Raw genomic sequence first — 16,110 nt, forward strand, 5'->3', positions numbered from 1 at the left:
GCCGCCGCTATGGCGTGGGCGGCCGCGCGACCAACACCTCCCCCACGCCGGCGACTGCCAGCGCTCCCGCGGCGTGCGGCACCACCAGGGTGCTCCCCGCGGCGAGTGGATCGGAGCCGACGGTGAGCGCTCCGCCCGCCACCACCACGATGGAGAATCCCGCGTCGATCACCGCCTCGCCGTCGACCGGCATCCGCTCGAGTCGGAAGTAGCGATCGGCGTCGGAGGGGAACACGGACCCGGATGCCGGGGCGGCGCCCACGAGCGTGCGCACCTCGTGCGGGGATCGCGCCCGGCGGTTCACCGCGGCGAGCGCGACCTCGAAACCCAGCCCGAGGTGCCCGAGGGCGGGGCCGTCGATCGCGAACCCCTCCCATTCGAGCAGGATCGACAGATCCTCCGGCTGCTGGAGCTCGAGCAGCAGCACCCCCTGCCCGATGGCGTGCAGCTCGCCCGGCGGCACCCAGACGACGTCGCCCGGCACCACGTCCACCGCGTGCAGGAGTGCGAGCAGGGCGTCCACGTCCTGCCTCGCCACGAGGTCGGCCAGGTGAGTGGCCTCGACGTCGCGCTGCAGTCCGACGTACACCGTGCCGCCCTGCAGGATGTACCAGGCCTCGGCCTTTCCGTGCGCGCGGCCCAGGTGCGACGCGGCGAAGTCGTCGTGCGGATGCGCGTGCACAGGCAGCCGCTGCCCCGCGTCGAGCAGCTTCACGAGCAGGCGGGTGTCGGCGCCCCACTGACGGGCGTGCTCCGCGCCGAGCCAGCCGATCGGGTCGGCCTCGACGGCATCCCGCAGCAGTCGTCCGTCCGGCAGACGAGTGAGCCCGACCTCCCGCTCGCCGTTGACGGTGGTGGTCGATCCGATCCAGTCCTCGGGCTCTCGCGGGGCGCTGCCGCTCTCGCCCCGGAACGCGCTGATGCGCGCTCCCCCGAGATAGAAGCGCTCGGCGGGGCGGTTCGAGGGGAGGATCACCGGTCGCAACGTCATGGTCTCTCCTGCTGCTGCTCGTGCTGCTGTCTCTGATCGGTGACGACCCCCGCCAGGAAGCCGCCGACGAAGGTGTCGCCGAGTCCGATCGTGGTGGGGGTCGCGACATCGAGGTCGAACGCCGGGACGCCGACGGCATCCTCGATTCGCTGCTCGACCACGCCGACGACGTCTGCGCCGCCGCTGTGCTGCGGCATCCCCTGAGTCTGATCCACGTCGGCGGCCGTCAACGCGTCGCCGACCCGGTAGCGCGTGGCCGCCACGACGACCGCGCTCGCGAGAGCCGACCGGTGACGGTGCGCCGCCTCCCCCACCGCGATAGCCCAGTACCGGGTGTGCACGACCAGGGTCGCCGCGGGGACGATCTGACGCACCTCCGCAAGCGCCCGAGCGACGTCAGCGGCGTCGAGCAGGTCGACGTCGCGTCCGAGATACTCCTGCAGCTCGTCCTCGTTCATGCCGTACACGTCGATGAGCGACAGCAGTCGTGACCGCACCGTGGCGGCGAACTCGCGCGTGTAGAAGCCCGCATCCTCGTAGTACACGAGTGCCTCCGGCGGCAGCGATGCCATCGCCGTCGTCACGTCGTCGAGCCGCTGTTCGAGCAGGTCGTGGTCCTGCATCGTGTTGAAGCCCGACACGAGGAAGATGCGCGCCCGCGCGAGCTCGTCGGCCAGCGCGGGCGCGATCACCATGCTGCGATTCGGCGGGTCGTTGGCGAAGATGAGACGGTTCGACGCCGGAGCGACGATGACGCCGTCGTCGAGCTGCACGCGGGTTCCCGCCGGGTACTGCACGATCAGATGCGGATCCAGGGTGTCCTCCGCCGCGGACGACACGTACGTGATCGCGGGCGGGAGAAGCCGGCGCACCGTGTCGTCGATGCTCACCAGATGCTGGATGCTGGGTATGCCGAGTGCGTCCAGCACGAGGCCGGCCCGCACTCCCGTACCACCCAGGGTCGCGGCGAAGGAAAAGTGGGCGGCGAATCGCTCGACGATGTCCGACGACGCGACGAACCGCTCCGCCCCTGCGCCTGAATCGACGAACGCCAGGACCGTGAGGAGCAGCGAGCGCTCGTCGACGATCGGCGCCGTGGTGGTGAGCTCGCTGCGCCGCACGCCGTGCTCCTGTGCGAGGCGTTCGATCACCGCGGCATCCCACGTCAGCTCGTAGTCGACGGTGCCGCCGAGTCCCAGCACGAGCGTGCCGGCCGGAACCCCGGCGGATCCGTCGCGAGCGCGCGAAGCCGTTTCATCCACGACGCCGATCATCCCCCGTCCGCCGCTCAGTACAGCGACGCCTTGCCGTCGGCGCCGAACAGCTCGATCTTCTCGGCCGCCGTCGCCTTCATGGCCTTGAGCGCCTCCGGCTGGATCGCGTTCGGCTCGCGCAGACGGCGGTCGGTGCCGAGCACCTCGCGCATGCGGTCGTGGTACGAGACCTTGATGTCGCTGGAGATGTTGATCTTGTTGACGCCGAGCTCGACCGCGCGGCGCAGCTCGGCATCCGGGTTCGACGATCCGCCGTGCAGCACGAGCGGGATCTTCACGGCCGCCTTGATCTGCTCGAGCAGGTCGTGGCGCAGCTCGGGGTTCTTGTCGCTCGGGTACAGGCCGTGCGAGGTGCCGATCGCGATCGCGAGGCTGTCGACGCCGGTCTCCTCGACGAAGCGCACCGCGTCATCCGGGTTCGTGTAGATGATCTCCACCGCGCCCGACTCGCCGTAGCTGTCGTTCGCGCCGATCGTCCCGAGCTCGCCCTCGACCTGAATGCCTGCGGCATGCGCGGCCTCGACGACCTTGCGCGTGATCGCGACGTTCTGGTCGAACGGTTCGAGCGAGGCGTCGATCATCACCGACGTGAACCCGGCGTGGATGGCGCGGATGATCTGCTCGTAGCTGCCGCCGTGGTCCCAGTGGATCGCCACCGGCACGCTCGACCGGTGCGCGCGGGAGTGCATGGCGGGGATCAGGTCGGTCGTGATGTGCGAGACCTCGTCGGGGTGGATCGCGATGATGACCGGGGCGGCCTTCTCCTCGCTGATGTCCATGACGCCGTTGAACATCGCCCAGTCGCTGATGTTGAAGGCAGGGATGGCGAAGTCGTGCGCGTTGGCGACGTCGAGGATGGATTTGCCGGTGTAGAGCACTTGTGTTTCTCCTGTTTCGTGATGGTCGTGGAAGGTCCAGCAGGGCTCAGCTCTTGACGGACCCGGCTGTGAGCCCGCTGATGAAGTAGCGCTGGAAGAAGAGGAAGAGGATCAGCACCGGGATCGACCCGAGCACGCTCATCGCCATGATCTGGTTCCAGTCGTACGAGTGCTGTCCCATGAGGAGCTGGATGCCGATCGGCACCGTGCGCATGTCGATCGAACGCGTCAGCGTGAGCGCGAAGAGGTACTCGTTCCAGGCGATCATGAACGTGTAGATACCGACCGAGACGATGCCCGGAACCGAGATCGGAACGAGGATGCGCCACAGCGCCGTCATGGAACCGGCGCCGTCGACGCGGACCGCCTCATCGAGTTCCTTCGGGAGGGTGTTGAAGTACCCGGTCATCATGATGATCGCGTAGGGCAGCGTGAACACCATGTAGGTGAGGATCAGGCCCGCGTAGGAGTTGTACAGGCCGAGTGCCACCATTAGCCCGAAGTACGGGATGAGCAGCGTGATCGGAGGCACGGCCTGCACGCTCACGATGACCACGTTGAGGATGCGCTTGCCACGGAACTCGAAGCGACTGAAGGCGTAGGCCGCCTGGATCGCGACGAGCAGGGTGAGGATCGTCACGGAGCCGGCGACGACATAGCTGTTCAGGAAGAACCGCATCGTCTCGGGGTTCGTGAAGATCGCGACGTACGCGTCGAACGAGAACGTGTCGGTGATGAGACGGGGCGGGAGCTCGAAGATCTGCGTGTTGGACTTGAACGAGCTCGACAGCATCCAGAGCACGGGACCGGCGGCGAAGACGGCGCCCAGGATCAGCGCGACGATCAGACCGGCCTTCGCGAGGCGGTGGGTCCGTGCGGGCCGGCGCCGGGTCTCGGCGGTGAGAGCCATGATCAATCCCTCGCTTTCTGGTGGCGGACGTAGAAGACGGCGAGGACCATCGACATCAGCAGCACGAGCACGGCGGAGGTCGCGGCGAGCGAGAAGTCGTACTTGGCGAACGCGAGCTTGTAGGTGAAGGTGCTGAGCACCTCGGTGACGTCGATCGGACCGCCACCCGTCGTCATCCAGATCAGAGCGAACTGCTGAGAGGTCCAGATGAGATCGAGCAGCACGAGGCTGATGATGATCGGGCGCAGCTGCGGGATCGTGACGTTCCAGAAGCGCTGCACGGCATTGGCGCCGTCGACCCGGGCGGCCTCGTGGAGGTCTGCCGGCACCCCCTGCAGCCCCGCCAGGAGGCTGACCATGAAGAACGGGTACCCGGCCCAGATGTTGATGAAGATGATGGTGCCGAGCGCGAGCTGCGGTGAGGCCAACCATTCGATGTCGGTGTTGAGCAGGAAGTTGATGACGCCGTTCGGCGCGAGGAGCATCCGCCAGAGCACGGCGATGACCGCGACGGTGAACAGCCACGGCAGCACGTAGAGAGCACGGAAGATCGACCGGGAGAATCGACCGAGCAGCGGGCTGTTGAGCATCATCGCGAAGGCGAGGCCCAGCACGAGGTGCGCCGCGACACTCGTCACGGTGAAGAGGATCGTGTTGCCCGTGGCCTTCCAGAACCCGGGGTCGGAAAGGATCTCCACGTAGTTCGCGATGCCGACGAACTCGGGCGACTTGTTCAGGATGACGTTGTCCTGGAACGAGTACCCGATCACCATCACGATCGGAACGATCATGAGGACGAACAGCAGGATGATCGTCGGCGAGAGGAAGCCGTACGACTCGGTGGTCTTGCGCAGCTGCCGCCGTCGCCGCGAGGGGGCGACCCCGGTGACGATCACCTCGGTGTCGTCGGACAGTTTCAGGCTCATGGGAACCGGTGCTCCTTGGTCGGTCGGGTGCCGCACCGCCGCTGCGGTGCGGCACCCCGGTCATGCGGGAGTCGGGGGGAGGATCAGAACTCCGCCATCCACGACTCCTGCGCCTTCTTCAAGGCGTCGTCGATCGACTGCTGGCCGTCGAAGGCGGACTGCAGCTGCTCGCCGAGCTGGCGCATGAGATCCTCCGCGACGGGCAGACCGGTGAACTCATTGGCGGGGTAGCCGGCCTGGTAGATCTCGAACGCCTTCGCGAAGAGCTCGTCGTCGTTCACGAAGTCCGGCACCGACTCGGAGTTGCCGGGGAACGCCTTCGCCATGGTCGACAGCTCGGAGTTCGTGTCCTGGCTCATGAGGAACTCCACGAGCTTGAACGCGGCCTCCTTGTGCTCGCTGTTCTCGGCGACGCCGATGCCCCAGGACGCGTAGGGGATGCCGCGCTCGCCGTCGTACCCGTCCTCAGCGGGGATCGCCGAGATCGAGAACTGCAGGTCGGGGTTCGACTCGCGGATGAGGTTGATGTGCGCGAGCGAGTCGATCATCATGCCGACGCGGCCGTTGGTGAACTCCTCGACCTTGTCCTGCTCCTTCATGGTGAAGGAGCCCGAGGCGATCACCCCGTCGTCCCACAGACCGCCGATGTAGTTGATCGCCGAGGTGACGTCGTCGTTCGTGAGGTCGGGCTGGCCGTCCTTCAGCATGGAGCCGCCGGAGGCCCACACCCACGACATGACGTCGTTCTGCACCCCATTGGGGGCCTCGAGCGAGAGCGGGAGCACCCAGCCGGAGACGTCGCCGCCGAGCGCTGTCACCTTGGCCGCGGCATCCGCGAACTCCGTGCGCGTCGTCGGGGGCGCCGTGACGCCGGCGTCGGCGAGAAGGGTGTCGTTCGTGAACATCGGGTAGACGAAGTTCACGACCGGGATCATGTACGTGCTGTCGTCGACCTTGATCTGGCTCGCCAGCTGACTGTCGTCGTAGTCGTACTCCTTCATGAGTGCGGTGAGGTCGGCGATGACGCCCTGCGAGGCGAAGTCGTTGACCCAGGCGCCGTCGAGACCGACGACGTCGGGCATCGTGCCGGATGCCGCGCCGGCGAAGAGCTGCTCCTTCGTGGAGGCGTACGGTCCGCTGACCAGGTCGACAGTGATGCCGGGGTTCTCGTCTTCGAACTTGTCGATGAGCGCACGGAACTCTCCGTCGGGGAGTTCGGGCTCCCACCACTGTGCGAACTCGATCGTGACATCGCCACCGTCGGCGCTGCCGTCGCCGGAACCGCCGGACGAGCATCCGGCCACGGCCAGCACCGTCAGAGCTGCAGTCGCTGCGCCGGCGAGCTTCAGGGTGCGTCGCCCACGTCCTGCTGTGATCATCACTTCTCCTCTTCGAGATCGTGCCGCATCACGCGCCTCAATGCTTGTTCATGCGGTTTTGAGCAATGCTATGCCGTGGTTTGCTGTTGCGCAAGTGCCTCCAGAAGTCGGCGCAGCCGCGGTATTCGTGGCCTCGTCGCTCTGCCTGCGCAGCGAACCCGCCAAAGGAATGCAGTTTTATGCGGAACCTTGCAGGAAATCGGGCTATCTGTGCTAGAGATGTCTGCATGGATGCTGTGGGAACCTCGCCCAAACGCCGCCTCCCCGCGGGCCGCAAAGCCGATCTGGCCGCTTACGTCGAACAGACGGGACAGGTCACGGTCGGCGATCTCGCCGAGCATTTCGCGGTGTCGATCGACACGATCAGGCGCGATCTCGACCAGCTCGACCGCGAGGGCGTGCTGGTGCGCACCCACGGCGGCGCCGTCAGCGCCGCGAGCGGAGCGCTGAAGGACAAGGGGCTCGACGTGCGCATGCGGGTACAGACGGAGGAGAAGGAGCGAATCGCGCGCATCGCCGCCGGACTCGTCGAGGACGGCTCCGTCATCATGCTCAATGCGGGGACGACCACACTCGCGGTCGCGCGCGCGCTCCGTAACCACCACGATCTCACCATCGCGACGAACAACCTGCGCATACCGGGCGAACTCGCCCCGACCGTCTTCCGGGATCTGTATGTGTTCGGAGGCGCCGTGCGCTCGATCACGCAGGCCACGACCGGGCCCGTCGCCTTCACCATGACGCCGGGCGGTCCCGAGGTCGACATCCGCTGCGATCTCGCCCTCATCGCCGTCGGAGCCGTCGACGAGGCGGGGTACTCGACGTCGAATCTCGGCGACGCGGCGATGATGTCCGAGATGATCGAACGCGCCGAGCGGACAGCGATCCTCGCCGACTCGAGCAAGCTCGGACGACGCTTCTTCGCCCAGATCGCATTGCTGGAACGCGCGGACTACCTCATCACCGACGCGCCGCCACCCCCGCGCATCGCGGCGGCCCTCGCGCAGGCCGACGTCGAGGTGCTCACCCCCTGACCCAGCGAGAGCGCATGCGGGCTGCTGCCGGGTCTGGTTCTTCCGGGCGGGACACGCGCCACACGACGGAGGCCGCCGGGATCTCTCCCGACGGCCTCCGCCTGCGTCATCCGATCAGTGGATCAGAACCACCCGGTGATAAGGTCCCAGATCCAGTCGATGATGCCACCGATGATCCCGCCGATCCCGCCCGCGCGGTTCACGGTGACGGTGGCCGTCGCCGCGTCCCCGTCGGCCTGCGAGACGACGACCGTGTACTTGCCCGGCTGCGTGTTCTTCGGAACCGTCACGCTCGTCGCGAAGGTTCCGTCGGCGGTGACCTGCACGGTGCCGACCTGGACCGGCTTGCCCTTCTTCGGCTCGAGCACGACCGTCAGGGTCTCCCCCGGCTCGAAGTCCGCACCGGTGATGCGCAGCTTCTTGCCCGCGGCGACCTTGGAGTCGGCCGTGATCGTGCCGGCGAACTCCTCGGGCTCCTCACCCGAGATCGTGAACGGCACCTGCACGGTCGTGCCGGTCGACGGAACCGATACGGTGAGCGGCTGCTCGCCGAACACGCCCGCGGGAACCGTGAACGTGAGCGACGCGCGTCCGACCTCGTCGGTCGTGTCGACGATGGTCGGGTCGACCGTGCCCGCGGCGAGCTGAGTGTCGCCGAGCGACAGCGTCACCTCGCCGGGTGCCGCCTCGCCGCCGCTGAACGCCAGCGAGGACAGCGCGACGGTGACCTGGTCGCCAGCGGTGTAGCCGTCGGCATCCGGAGCACTCACCGTGACACCCACCGCGCGCTGCGCGAGGTCGGGGGTCGCGGTCTTGTTCGCGTCGAACCAGTCGACCATCGACTGCAGGTCGATCTTGCCGGTGTCGCGCTTGCCCGTGCCATCGCGGAAGGTGAAGAAGTTGTCTCCGCCCGCTGCCAGGAACGAGTTCGCGGCGACCGTGTAACTCGCCGACGGGTCGATCGGTGTGCCGTTCAGCGTGATCGAGGTGATGCGAGAACCCTGCGCCGCGGTCGGGTCGTACGTGTAGACGAGCCCCTCCGAGACGCCGAGCTTGAGGAATGGCCGCGCTGCTCCCGCCGGCTGCCACTGCTCCTCGAGCACACCCTTCAGCTGGGTGCCGGTGAGCGTCAGCGTGACCAGCGTGTTGGCGAACGGCTGCACCGTCGCCGCCTCACGGTACGTGACGTTGCCCGCCGGATCGTTCGCGTTCGACGACGCGTATGTGAGGTTGGCGCGGATGCCGCCCGGGTTCATGAGCGCGATGTCCGCACCCGTCGACCACTTCTGCACGTCGGCGACGAAGTTGCCGATCGTCGACTCGCCACCGCGGTTCTCCGACCCGTTCGCCTGACGCGCCCGGTTGAAGTCGGCGGTGATGTCGCCCACCTTGACGGCGCCGAGCACGTCGGCGTCGGCCTTCGCCTTGGCCACGATGTCGGCCACCTCCGGAACGGCCGGGTACAGCGGCTGGCCGTTGGCGGTGAGCGGCTTGATCTGGTTGGTGATCGAGAGCAGCTCCTTCGACTTCGGGTCGACCTGGATGTTCATCAGCCCGAGGTTCTCGCCGTACTGACCGGCAGAGATCACCGGACGACCGTCGATCACGTGGTTGTACGCGAGGTGCGTGTGCGCCGAGACGATCGCATCGACATCCTCATCGACTCCGTAGACGATCTCCCCGAGCGGTGTCTCCGGGGTGATGCTGGACAGCTCGACGCTGGCCGCACCCTCGTGCACGAGCAGGATGACGACGTCCGCCTCACCGTTGGACTCGTCCCCGTCACGCAGGTCGTCGGCCACGGCGTTCACCGAGTCGACGATGCTACGCACCTCGAGGTCGGCGATCCCCTCCGGCGAGACCAGCGAATCGAGGTCTTCCGTAACGGCGCCGACGAAGCCCACGCGCACCCCGTCGAGCTCCTTCACCCAGGCCGGTGCGAGAGCGGGCTCGCCCGTCTCGGTGAGGAACACGTTCGACGAGATGTACTCCCAGTCCGCGCGGTCCTGCACGCGGTCGCGCAGGTCCTCCCAGCCCTGGTCGAACTCGTGGTTGCCCGCCGCACTGACGTCGAGGCCGGCCGCGTTGAGCGCGTCGATCGTGGGGTTGTCGTCGTTGATGAAGGAGGTGAACGTCGACGCGCCGATCAGGTCGCCGACACCGGCGAAGATCGTGTTCGGGTTCGCCTCGCGGAACTGCTTCACCGCTCCCGCGACCACCGCGGCACCGGCAGCGGCACCGTCGGCCTCGATGCGGCCGTGGAAGTCGTTCATCGTGACGACGTCGATGCTGACCGGCGGGACGTCGGAGGAGACGCCGACGATGATCGGGTCGTGGTCGCTCGACCGGAACGGGGTGCCCGCCTCGGTGGCGCTGAACGCGTAGCCGCGGTCGCTCCACTCCGGCGAGTTGATGCTCCAGACGCCCGCACCCGTGATCGAGGCGGCCAGCGACGGCGACGCGAGCACGTGGTCGAGCGAGCCGAGCTCGCCGTCGAACGAGTACGTGTGCTGCCCCGGCGCCTTCTCGGGTGCGACGTCGCTCCAGCCCGCGCTCGTGAAGACGTCGATCGGGTCTTCCTTGGCGTAGGCGTTGAAGTCGCCGATCAGCAGGATGTCGCTGCTGCCGGTCTCCTCCTCGATCGTCGCCGTGAAGCCCTTGAGCGAGTTCGCCTGAGCCACGCGGTCGGCGTTGAAGAAGCCCTGGCCGTCGGCCGGCTCCGCTCCGCCGCCCTCCGGGGCGGACTTCGACTTGAAGTGGTTCGCGACGACGGTCACGATACGGCCGTCGATGTCGAACGCCTGGGCGATCGGCTCGCGGGCGTTGCCCCACACGGTCTCATCGGTGACGGTGAGACTGTCGCCGACGGTGGACACGTCATCCTTCTTGTAGATGATCGCGCTCGTGATGAAGTCGGTCGTGGCCGCGTTGTTCAGGGCCGCCGGGGTGCGGACGTAATCCCACGCATCGTCGCCGAGTGCATCGTTGAGACCGTCGACCAGGTCGGCGAGCGCCTCGTCGAGCGAGCCGCCGAGCTTGATCGAGTTCTCGATCTCCATGAGCGAGACGATCTCGGCGTCGAGGCCGTTGATGGCCGCGACGATCTTCGACTTCTGGATCGCGAACTGCGCAGCGTTCGCTGCACCGCGCGCGTTGGAGTTCTCGCTCTTGAGCGTCGTGAAGTAGTTGAAGACGTTGAACGAGGCGACCTGCACATCGCCGCCGACCTCGGGTGCCGAATCGACGCGCGGGTTCGTCGCCTCGAAGCCGACCTTGGCGGCCTCGGGCGAGGAGCTGTCGATCGGGACGACCGGCTGGAGACGCCAGTCGTCGAAGCCGTACGACATCACGTAGCCGTTGTCGCGGAAGTCGACGGTGTCGCCGTTGCGCACCACGAGGTCCTCGGTGAAGTACGGCTGGTCGTTCGGGTGGCCGTTGTTCGTCACCTGGATGGACCAGCCGTCGTCGAGCAGCAGCCTGTTGGCGCGGTTGGCCGCCGCGATCGCCGCAGCCTCTGCGCCCGGACGCGCGAGTTCGGTGCTCTTCACGTTCAGGTCGGCGCCGGCGTTCAGCCACAGCGTGCCGAAGTTGTAGAGCTGGTGGCTCGACGCCACCCGGTAGGTGCCGGCCGGAGCGACGAGCATGCTCTCGTACTGCTCGCGGTCGGCGCCGACCACCGTGTCGGGCAGAGGGGTGACCGCCGGCACGCCGACGCCCGCCTGCACGACCGAGATGCCGGCGAGGGACGCCGGGTTGATCTGCGTCTGGCCGAAGTACTCGCTCACCGATCCGGTGACCGACACGAGGTCGCCGATCGCGAGCGTCGGGGTCAGAGCGTTGAGGAAGACGAAGACGCCGTCGGACGCCCCGGGCGTCGCGTCGGTGGCGCCGCCCGAACCCTGCGTCTGGATGACGATGCCCTTGTAGCCGCCGGTGCGGTAGTCGGCCGTCACGACGCCCTCGACCGTCACCGTCTGGCCGTTGAGGGGTGAGACGTCGGTCGTGCCCTGCACCTCGGCGATCGACGCCTTCGCGGGGTCGGTGCCCGGCTCCTCGGGCTCCTCGGGCTCCTCCGAGCCTCCGCCGGAGTTCTGCGGGGTGATCGTGGCCGAGAGTGCGAAGTCGACGCTGTTGTCGTCGGTGTCCGCGCCGTTCGTGCGGTTCAGCGACTTCACGTCGGTGTTGCCGGCGGGGGCCGGCGCCGCCTTGGTCTCGAAGGTGTTCGAGGTGCCGTAGCCGAGCACGTCGATCACTCCGTCGACACCGGTCACCGATCCCGGCGTGAGAGCCACGGCCGCGGTGCCCTTCACGAGTGCGAGGGTGCCGGCGCTTCCGCTCAGGTTAAGGTTGCCCGTCGCGTCGGGAGCCGGCAGCGCAGCGCCGTTCGCACCGTTGCTGCCACCCTGCACGAGGTAGTGCCCGCCTGCGGGGATGCTGCCGCTCAGCGGTGCGACGCCGTTGGCGTTGCCCGTGCCGGTCGCCGACCGGTACTGCAGCGAGAGGCCGTCGAGCGTGACCGGGGCATCGGTCGGGTTGTAGAGCTCGACGAACTTGTTCGTGTACGCAGCACCGGCGCTGCCTCCGGACAGGTACGCCTCGTTGATGACGACCCCCGTCCCTGCGACATCGGCGGAGGCGGGCGCCGCGATCAGGGCGCTGGCACCCAGAGCTGCGACGCAGGTGGCGGCGAGGGCGCCGAGACGCCCCCGGCTTCTGCGATCGGACCCGGGAACCTCGCGGTTCGCGGCGTCTGAAGCGGACATCATCGGTGTTGTCTCCTCGGTTTCATCGGGCGACGGCTGTCTTGGAGCCACGACTGCGCACCCTCACAGCCGGCGCACATGATGCGAGCTTATGAACCCCCTCCGACATCATCAACGGAGTTTTCCCATTGGTCACCGAGCGCTAACCGAACGGCCCGAGGGCACCCCTGACGAAGGTGGAATATCGCAGTGCCGGTCGCTCGGATGCGCGGCCGCGCCTGCGCGGATGCGCGGAGCGTCAGGCGGTCTCAGATGCCGCGGAGTCCTCGAACTCCTCCACCTCGCGCTCCCACGCGTCCTTCGCGAGGCGGTACCAGAGGTAGAAGGCGAAGCCGGCGAAGATCGCCCACTCGGCGGCATAGAACACGTTCAGCCAGTTGACCGGGGACTGCTCGGCGGGTGCGGGAGACGCGATATCTGTGAGCCCGGCGGAGGCCGTGGACGACGCGAGATAGGGCCGGTACATCTCGAGCGCCTCGACGTCGTGCCACGTGCTCAGCAGCGCGGCAGGCGACATCCGGTCGATGCGATGAGGGTCGTCCTCGGGCGGCACGGACGGACCCTCGTCGGAGATGATCCGTCCTGTGACCTCGACGACCGAGCCGTCGACGCTGCGGTTCAGGGTCTCGACGGCATCCTCCGCGGCAACCCGGTCAGCGGTCCAGCCGATCGCGACGGCGATCGACGTCTTCTCGGCGACGCGCAGCTGGCCGGTGACCCAGTACCCGGGGACGTCGTCGTTGTATCGGCTCGACACGATCACGAAGTCGTCCGCGACCCAGGTGCCGGACGTCTCCACGCGCTGTCCGACGAGCGGCTCGGCGAGATACTCTCCCGGCTCGACGACGTCGGTGAGCGGCCGGACGTTCTCCGTCGCTCCCGCCGGCGGCGGATCCGTCTCGATCGCCCGCTCCAGCTGCCACTGGCCGAGCCACGCGAACACCCCGGCGACGATCAGGCACAGCACGAGCATCCCGATCCAGCGCCCGCGGAGCATGACCTCGCGGAGGGTGGGCGGGAAGAGAGCCGAGGATGTCACGGTGATGCGCGAGACCTCACGCCTCGTACGGGGCGAGCACGACCTCGACGCGCTGGAACTCTTTGAGATCGGAGTATCCGGTGGTCGCCATCGACTTGCGCAGCGCGCCGATGAGGTTCGCGGTGCCGTCGGCGACCGGAGCAGGACCGTACAGGATCTCCTCGAGGGTGCCGATGCCGCCGACCTCGACGCGGCGACCGCGCGGCAGCTGCGGGTGGTGCGCCTCGGGTCCCCAGTGGAATCCCTGACCGGGAGCGTCGGTGGCTCGCGCGAGCGCGACGCCGAGCATGACGGCATCCGCTCCCATCGCGAGCGCCTTCACGATGTCGCCGGAGGTGCCGACGCCGCCGTCGGCGATCACGTGCACGTAGCGGCCGCCCGACTCATCGAGGTAGTCGCGCCGCGCGGCGGCGACATCGGAGACGGCCGTCGCCATCGGAGCGTGGATGCCGAGGGTGGCGCGCGTCGTCGACGCCGCTCCCCCGCCGAAGCCCACCAGCACGCCGGCGGCGCCCGTGCGCATCAGGTGCAGCGCGGCCGTGTACGTCGCTGCGCCGCCGACGATCACCGGCACGTCGAGGTCGTAGATGAACTTCTTCAGGTTGAGCGGCTCGTCGACGCTCGACACGTGCTCGGCCGACACGGTGGTGCCGCGGATGACGAACAGGTCGACACCGGCCGCGGCGACCGTGTCGTAGAACTGCTGAGTACGCTGCGGTGTCAGCGAACCGGCGACCGTGACACCGGCCTCGCGGATCTCGGCCAGCCTGCGGGTGATGAGCTCGGGCTTGATCGGCTCCGCGTACAGCTGCTGCATGCGCACCGTCGCCGAGTCGCCGGCGAGTCCCGCGATCTCCGCGAGCAGAGGCTCGGGGTCTTCGTAGCGGGTCCACAGCCCCTCGAGGTCGAGGACGCCGAGTCCCCCGAGCTGCCCCAGCATGATGGCGGTGCGCGGACTCACGACGGAGTCCATCGGCGCACCGAGCACGGGGATGTCGAAGCCGAACGCGTCGATCGTCCAGGCGGTCGACACGTCCTCCGGGTTGCGTGTGCGCCGTGACGGCACCACCGCGATGTCGTCGAACGTGTATGCGCGGCGCGCGCGCTTGCCTCGGCCGAGCTCGATCTCCATGGTCACCCCACCAGACTACCGGGCGCGCACGACGGCCGACGGCGGCGGGGCGCCGGGGCGGTCACCGCGCGCGGACGACGCGTCGCTCGTCCCAGACCGGCTCGTCGGCCTCGTACACCCGACCGTCCGACCCGAACACGAGGAACCGGTCGAACGACCGCGCGAACCACCGGTCGTGGGTCACGGCCAGCACCGTACCCTCGAACCGGGTGAGGGCGTCCTCCAGCGCCTCGGCCGATTCCAGGTCGAGGTTGTCGGTGGGCTCGTCGAGCAGCAGCAGCGTCGCCCCCGAGAGCTCGAGCAGCAGCACCTGGAACCGCGCCTGCTGTCCGCCGGACAGCGACTCGAACGTCTGCTGCGCCTGCCGTACCAGGCCGTACCTGTCGAGCGCCGAGCTCGCGGCATCCCTCGGCATCCCCGCTCGGCGCTCGTCGCCCCGGTGCAGGATCTCGAGCAGGGTGCGCCCGACGAACTCCGGGTGCGCGTGCGTCTGCGCGAAGAGGCCGGGCACGACGCGGGCGCCCAGGACCGCCGCCCCGGCGTGCGTGACCTCCGACAGCTGCTCCCCCGTCGATGTGACGTGCCCGAGGCTCGGGTCGGGGTCAGTGCCACCTCGTGCCAGCAGCCGCAGGAAGTGCGACTTGCCCGACCCGTTCGACCCGAGAACGGCGACGCGGTCGCCGTACCAGACCTCGACGTCGAAGGGCCGCATGAGCCCGGTCAGCTCCAGACGGTCGGCCACGACCGCGCGCTTGCCGGTGCGCGAGCCGCGCAGCCGCATGTCGAAGTCCTGCACGGGCGGACGCTCCTGCGGCGGACCGGCGTCTTCGAAGCGGCGGAGACGCGTCTGCGCGGCCTGATACCGCGATGCGAAGCCGTCGTTCGCCGAGGCCTTCACCTTCAGCGTCGCGACGAGCGCGAGCAGCTTCTCGTGCTGCTCGTCCCACCGGCGACGCAGTTCGTCGAGGCGGTCCATCCGGTCGATGCGCGCCTGCTGGTAGGTGGCGAAGCCGCCGCCGTGCACCCACGCGGTCGCGCCGGCCCCGCCCGGTTCGAGCGTGACGAGGCGGTCGACGGCGCGGGCGAGCACCTCGCGGTCGTGCGATACGAGCAGCACGGTCTTCGGCGTCTGCCGCAGCTGTTCCTCGAGCCAGCGCTTGGTCGGCACGTCGAGGTAGTTGTCCGGTTCGTCGAGCAGCAGCACCTCGTCCGGCCCGCGGAGCAGCGCTTCGAGCGCGAGCCGCTTCTGCTCGCCGCCCGAGAGCGTGGTCAGCTCGCGGTAACGCGCCCGGTCATATGGCACCCCCAGCGCGGCGACCGTGCACTGGTCCCAGACCGTCTCGTGCTCGTACCCGCCGGCGTCGGCGTACTCGGCGATCGCCGCGGCATAGGCCATCTGCGTGTCGTGCTCGTCGCGCTCGATCAGCGCGTTCTCGGCGGCATCGAGCGACTGCGCGGCCTGCCGGATGCGGGAGGGCGCGACGCGCACGAGCAGGTCCTGCACGGTCTCGCCGACCTCGCCGTGACCCACGAACTGGTCCATGACGCCGAGGCCGCCGTCGATCGTCACGACTCCGGCATCCGCCGCCTGGTCGCCGCGGATGATCCGCAGCAGCGTGGTCTTGCCGGCACCGTTGGGCCCGATCAGCGCGCTCGTCGACCCGGAGCCGACGCGGAACGTCACCTCGTCGAGCAGCGGTCTCCCGTCGGGCAGGGTCAGCGAGACCCCTGCGATGTCGATGTATCCCACGGTGCGGGCCGTCCTTCCGCCCGCCTGGCGAGCC

The 16,110-nt window shown here is 68.5% G+C and carries 11 protein-coding genes; 1 reads left to right on the forward strand and 10 read right to left on the reverse strand.

Translation table 11 applies throughout. The features are described 5' to 3' along the window. Window positions 1–7: 7 nt before the first annotated feature. The 6 genes from M3195_RS07820 to M3195_RS07845 all read right to left on the reverse strand — a co-directional run bounded on the left by M3195_RS07820 (window position 8) and on the right by M3195_RS07845 (window position 6,358). Window positions 8–991 (reverse strand): class I mannose-6-phosphate isomerase, encoded by a 984-nt coding sequence (locus M3195_RS07820; RefSeq protein WP_251586244.1) that lies wholly within the window; start codon window positions 989–991, stop codon window positions 8–10. Continuing rightward, window positions 988–2,253, reverse strand: coding sequence for an ADP-dependent glucokinase/phosphofructokinase (locus M3195_RS07825; RefSeq protein WP_251586246.1), 1,266 nt, complete (start codon window positions 2,251–2,253; stop codon window positions 988–990). Before M3195_RS07825 ends, M3195_RS07820 begins: the two co-directional genes overlap by 4 nt. A gap of 26 nt (window positions 2,254–2,279) precedes the next feature. Next, the gene (locus M3195_RS07830; protein ID WP_251586248.1) at window positions 2,280–3,143 is read right to left on the reverse strand and encodes a ketose-bisphosphate aldolase; all 864 of its coding nucleotides are present in this window, start codon (window positions 3,141–3,143) and stop codon (window positions 2,280–2,282) included. A gap of 46 nt (window positions 3,144–3,189) precedes the next feature. Next, entirely contained in the window at window positions 3,190–4,053 is an 864-nt protein-coding gene (locus M3195_RS07835) for a carbohydrate ABC transporter permease (protein WP_251586250.1), read from the reverse strand. 2 nt (window positions 4,054–4,055) lie between these two features. Next, on the reverse strand, window positions 4,056–4,979 hold the full coding sequence (locus M3195_RS07840) for a carbohydrate ABC transporter permease (RefSeq protein WP_251586252.1): 924 nt from the start codon (window positions 4,977–4,979) through the stop codon (window positions 4,056–4,058). Between the two features lie 83 nt (window positions 4,980–5,062). Beyond that, entirely contained in the window at window positions 5,063–6,358 is a 1,296-nt protein-coding gene (locus M3195_RS07845) for an ABC transporter substrate-binding protein (protein ID WP_251586254.1), read from the reverse strand. Window positions 6,359–6,585: 227 nt separating this feature from the next. On the opposite strand from M3195_RS07845, the gene M3195_RS07850 reads away from it, so the two are divergent. After that, window positions 6,586–7,392, forward strand: coding sequence for a DeoR/GlpR family DNA-binding transcription regulator (locus M3195_RS07850; protein ID WP_251586256.1), 807 nt, complete (start codon window positions 6,586–6,588; stop codon window positions 7,390–7,392). A gap of 122 nt (window positions 7,393–7,514) precedes the next feature. On the opposite strand, the gene M3195_RS07855 is transcribed toward M3195_RS07850, so the two are convergent. The 4 genes from M3195_RS07855 to M3195_RS07870 form a co-directional block, all read right to left on the reverse strand. Continuing rightward, window positions 7,515–12,158, reverse strand: a complete 4,644-nt coding sequence (locus tag M3195_RS07855) for an ExeM/NucH family extracellular endonuclease (protein ID WP_251586258.1) — start codon at window positions 12,156–12,158, stop codon at window positions 7,515–7,517. A 235-nt stretch (window positions 12,159–12,393) separates the two neighbouring features. Continuing rightward, complete coding sequence (locus M3195_RS07860; RefSeq protein WP_251586463.1) at window positions 12,394–13,152, reverse strand: SURF1 family protein; 759 nt, start codon at window positions 13,150–13,152, stop codon at window positions 12,394–12,396. 58 nt (window positions 13,153–13,210) lie between these two features. Further along, entirely contained in the window at window positions 13,211–14,326 is a 1,116-nt protein-coding gene (locus M3195_RS07865) for a GuaB3 family IMP dehydrogenase-related protein (RefSeq protein ID WP_251586465.1), read from the reverse strand. 61 nt (window positions 14,327–14,387) lie between these two features. Further along, window positions 14,388–16,076: an ABC-F family ATP-binding cassette domain-containing protein gene (locus M3195_RS07870; protein WP_251586260.1), complete on the reverse strand. Its 1,689-nt coding sequence runs from the start codon at window positions 16,074–16,076 to the stop codon at window positions 14,388–14,390. Window positions 16,077–16,110 lie beyond the last annotated feature (34 nt).

Source organism: Microbacterium hydrocarbonoxydans, from assembly GCF_023715885.1.
Classification (GTDB): Bacteria; Actinomycetota; Actinomycetes; order Actinomycetales; family Microbacteriaceae; genus Microbacterium; species Microbacterium hydrocarbonoxydans_C.

Excerpts from the sequence above, each read along its gene's own strand:
- M3195_RS07820 (WP_251586244.1), bottom strand. The coding sequence starts at position 991 with ATGACGTTGCGACCGGTGATCCTCCCCTCGAACCGCCCCGCCGAGCGC.
- M3195_RS07835 (WP_251586250.1), bottom strand. The coding sequence starts at position 4,053 with ATGGCTCTCACCGCCGAGACCCGGCGCCGGCCCGCACGGACCCACCGC.
- M3195_RS07840 (WP_251586252.1), bottom strand. The coding sequence starts at position 4,979 with ATGAGCCTGAAACTGTCCGACGACACCGAGGTGATCGTCACCGGGGTC.
- M3195_RS07845 (WP_251586254.1), bottom strand. The coding sequence starts at position 6,358 with ATGATCACAGCAGGACGTGGGCGACGCACCCTGAAGCTCGCCGGCGCA.
- M3195_RS07850 (WP_251586256.1), top strand. The coding sequence starts at position 6,586 with ATGGATGCTGTGGGAACCTCGCCCAAACGCCGCCTCCCCGCGGGCCGC.
- M3195_RS07855 (WP_251586258.1), bottom strand. The coding sequence starts at position 12,158 with ATGATGTCCGCTTCAGACGCCGCGAACCGCGAGGTTCCCGGGTCCGAT.
- M3195_RS07860 (WP_251586463.1), bottom strand. The coding sequence starts at position 13,152 with ATGCTCCGCGGGCGCTGGATCGGGATGCTCGTGCTGTGCCTGATCGTC.
- M3195_RS07865 (WP_251586465.1), bottom strand. The coding sequence starts at position 14,326 with ATGGAGATCGAGCTCGGCCGAGGCAAGCGCGCGCGCCGCGCATACACG.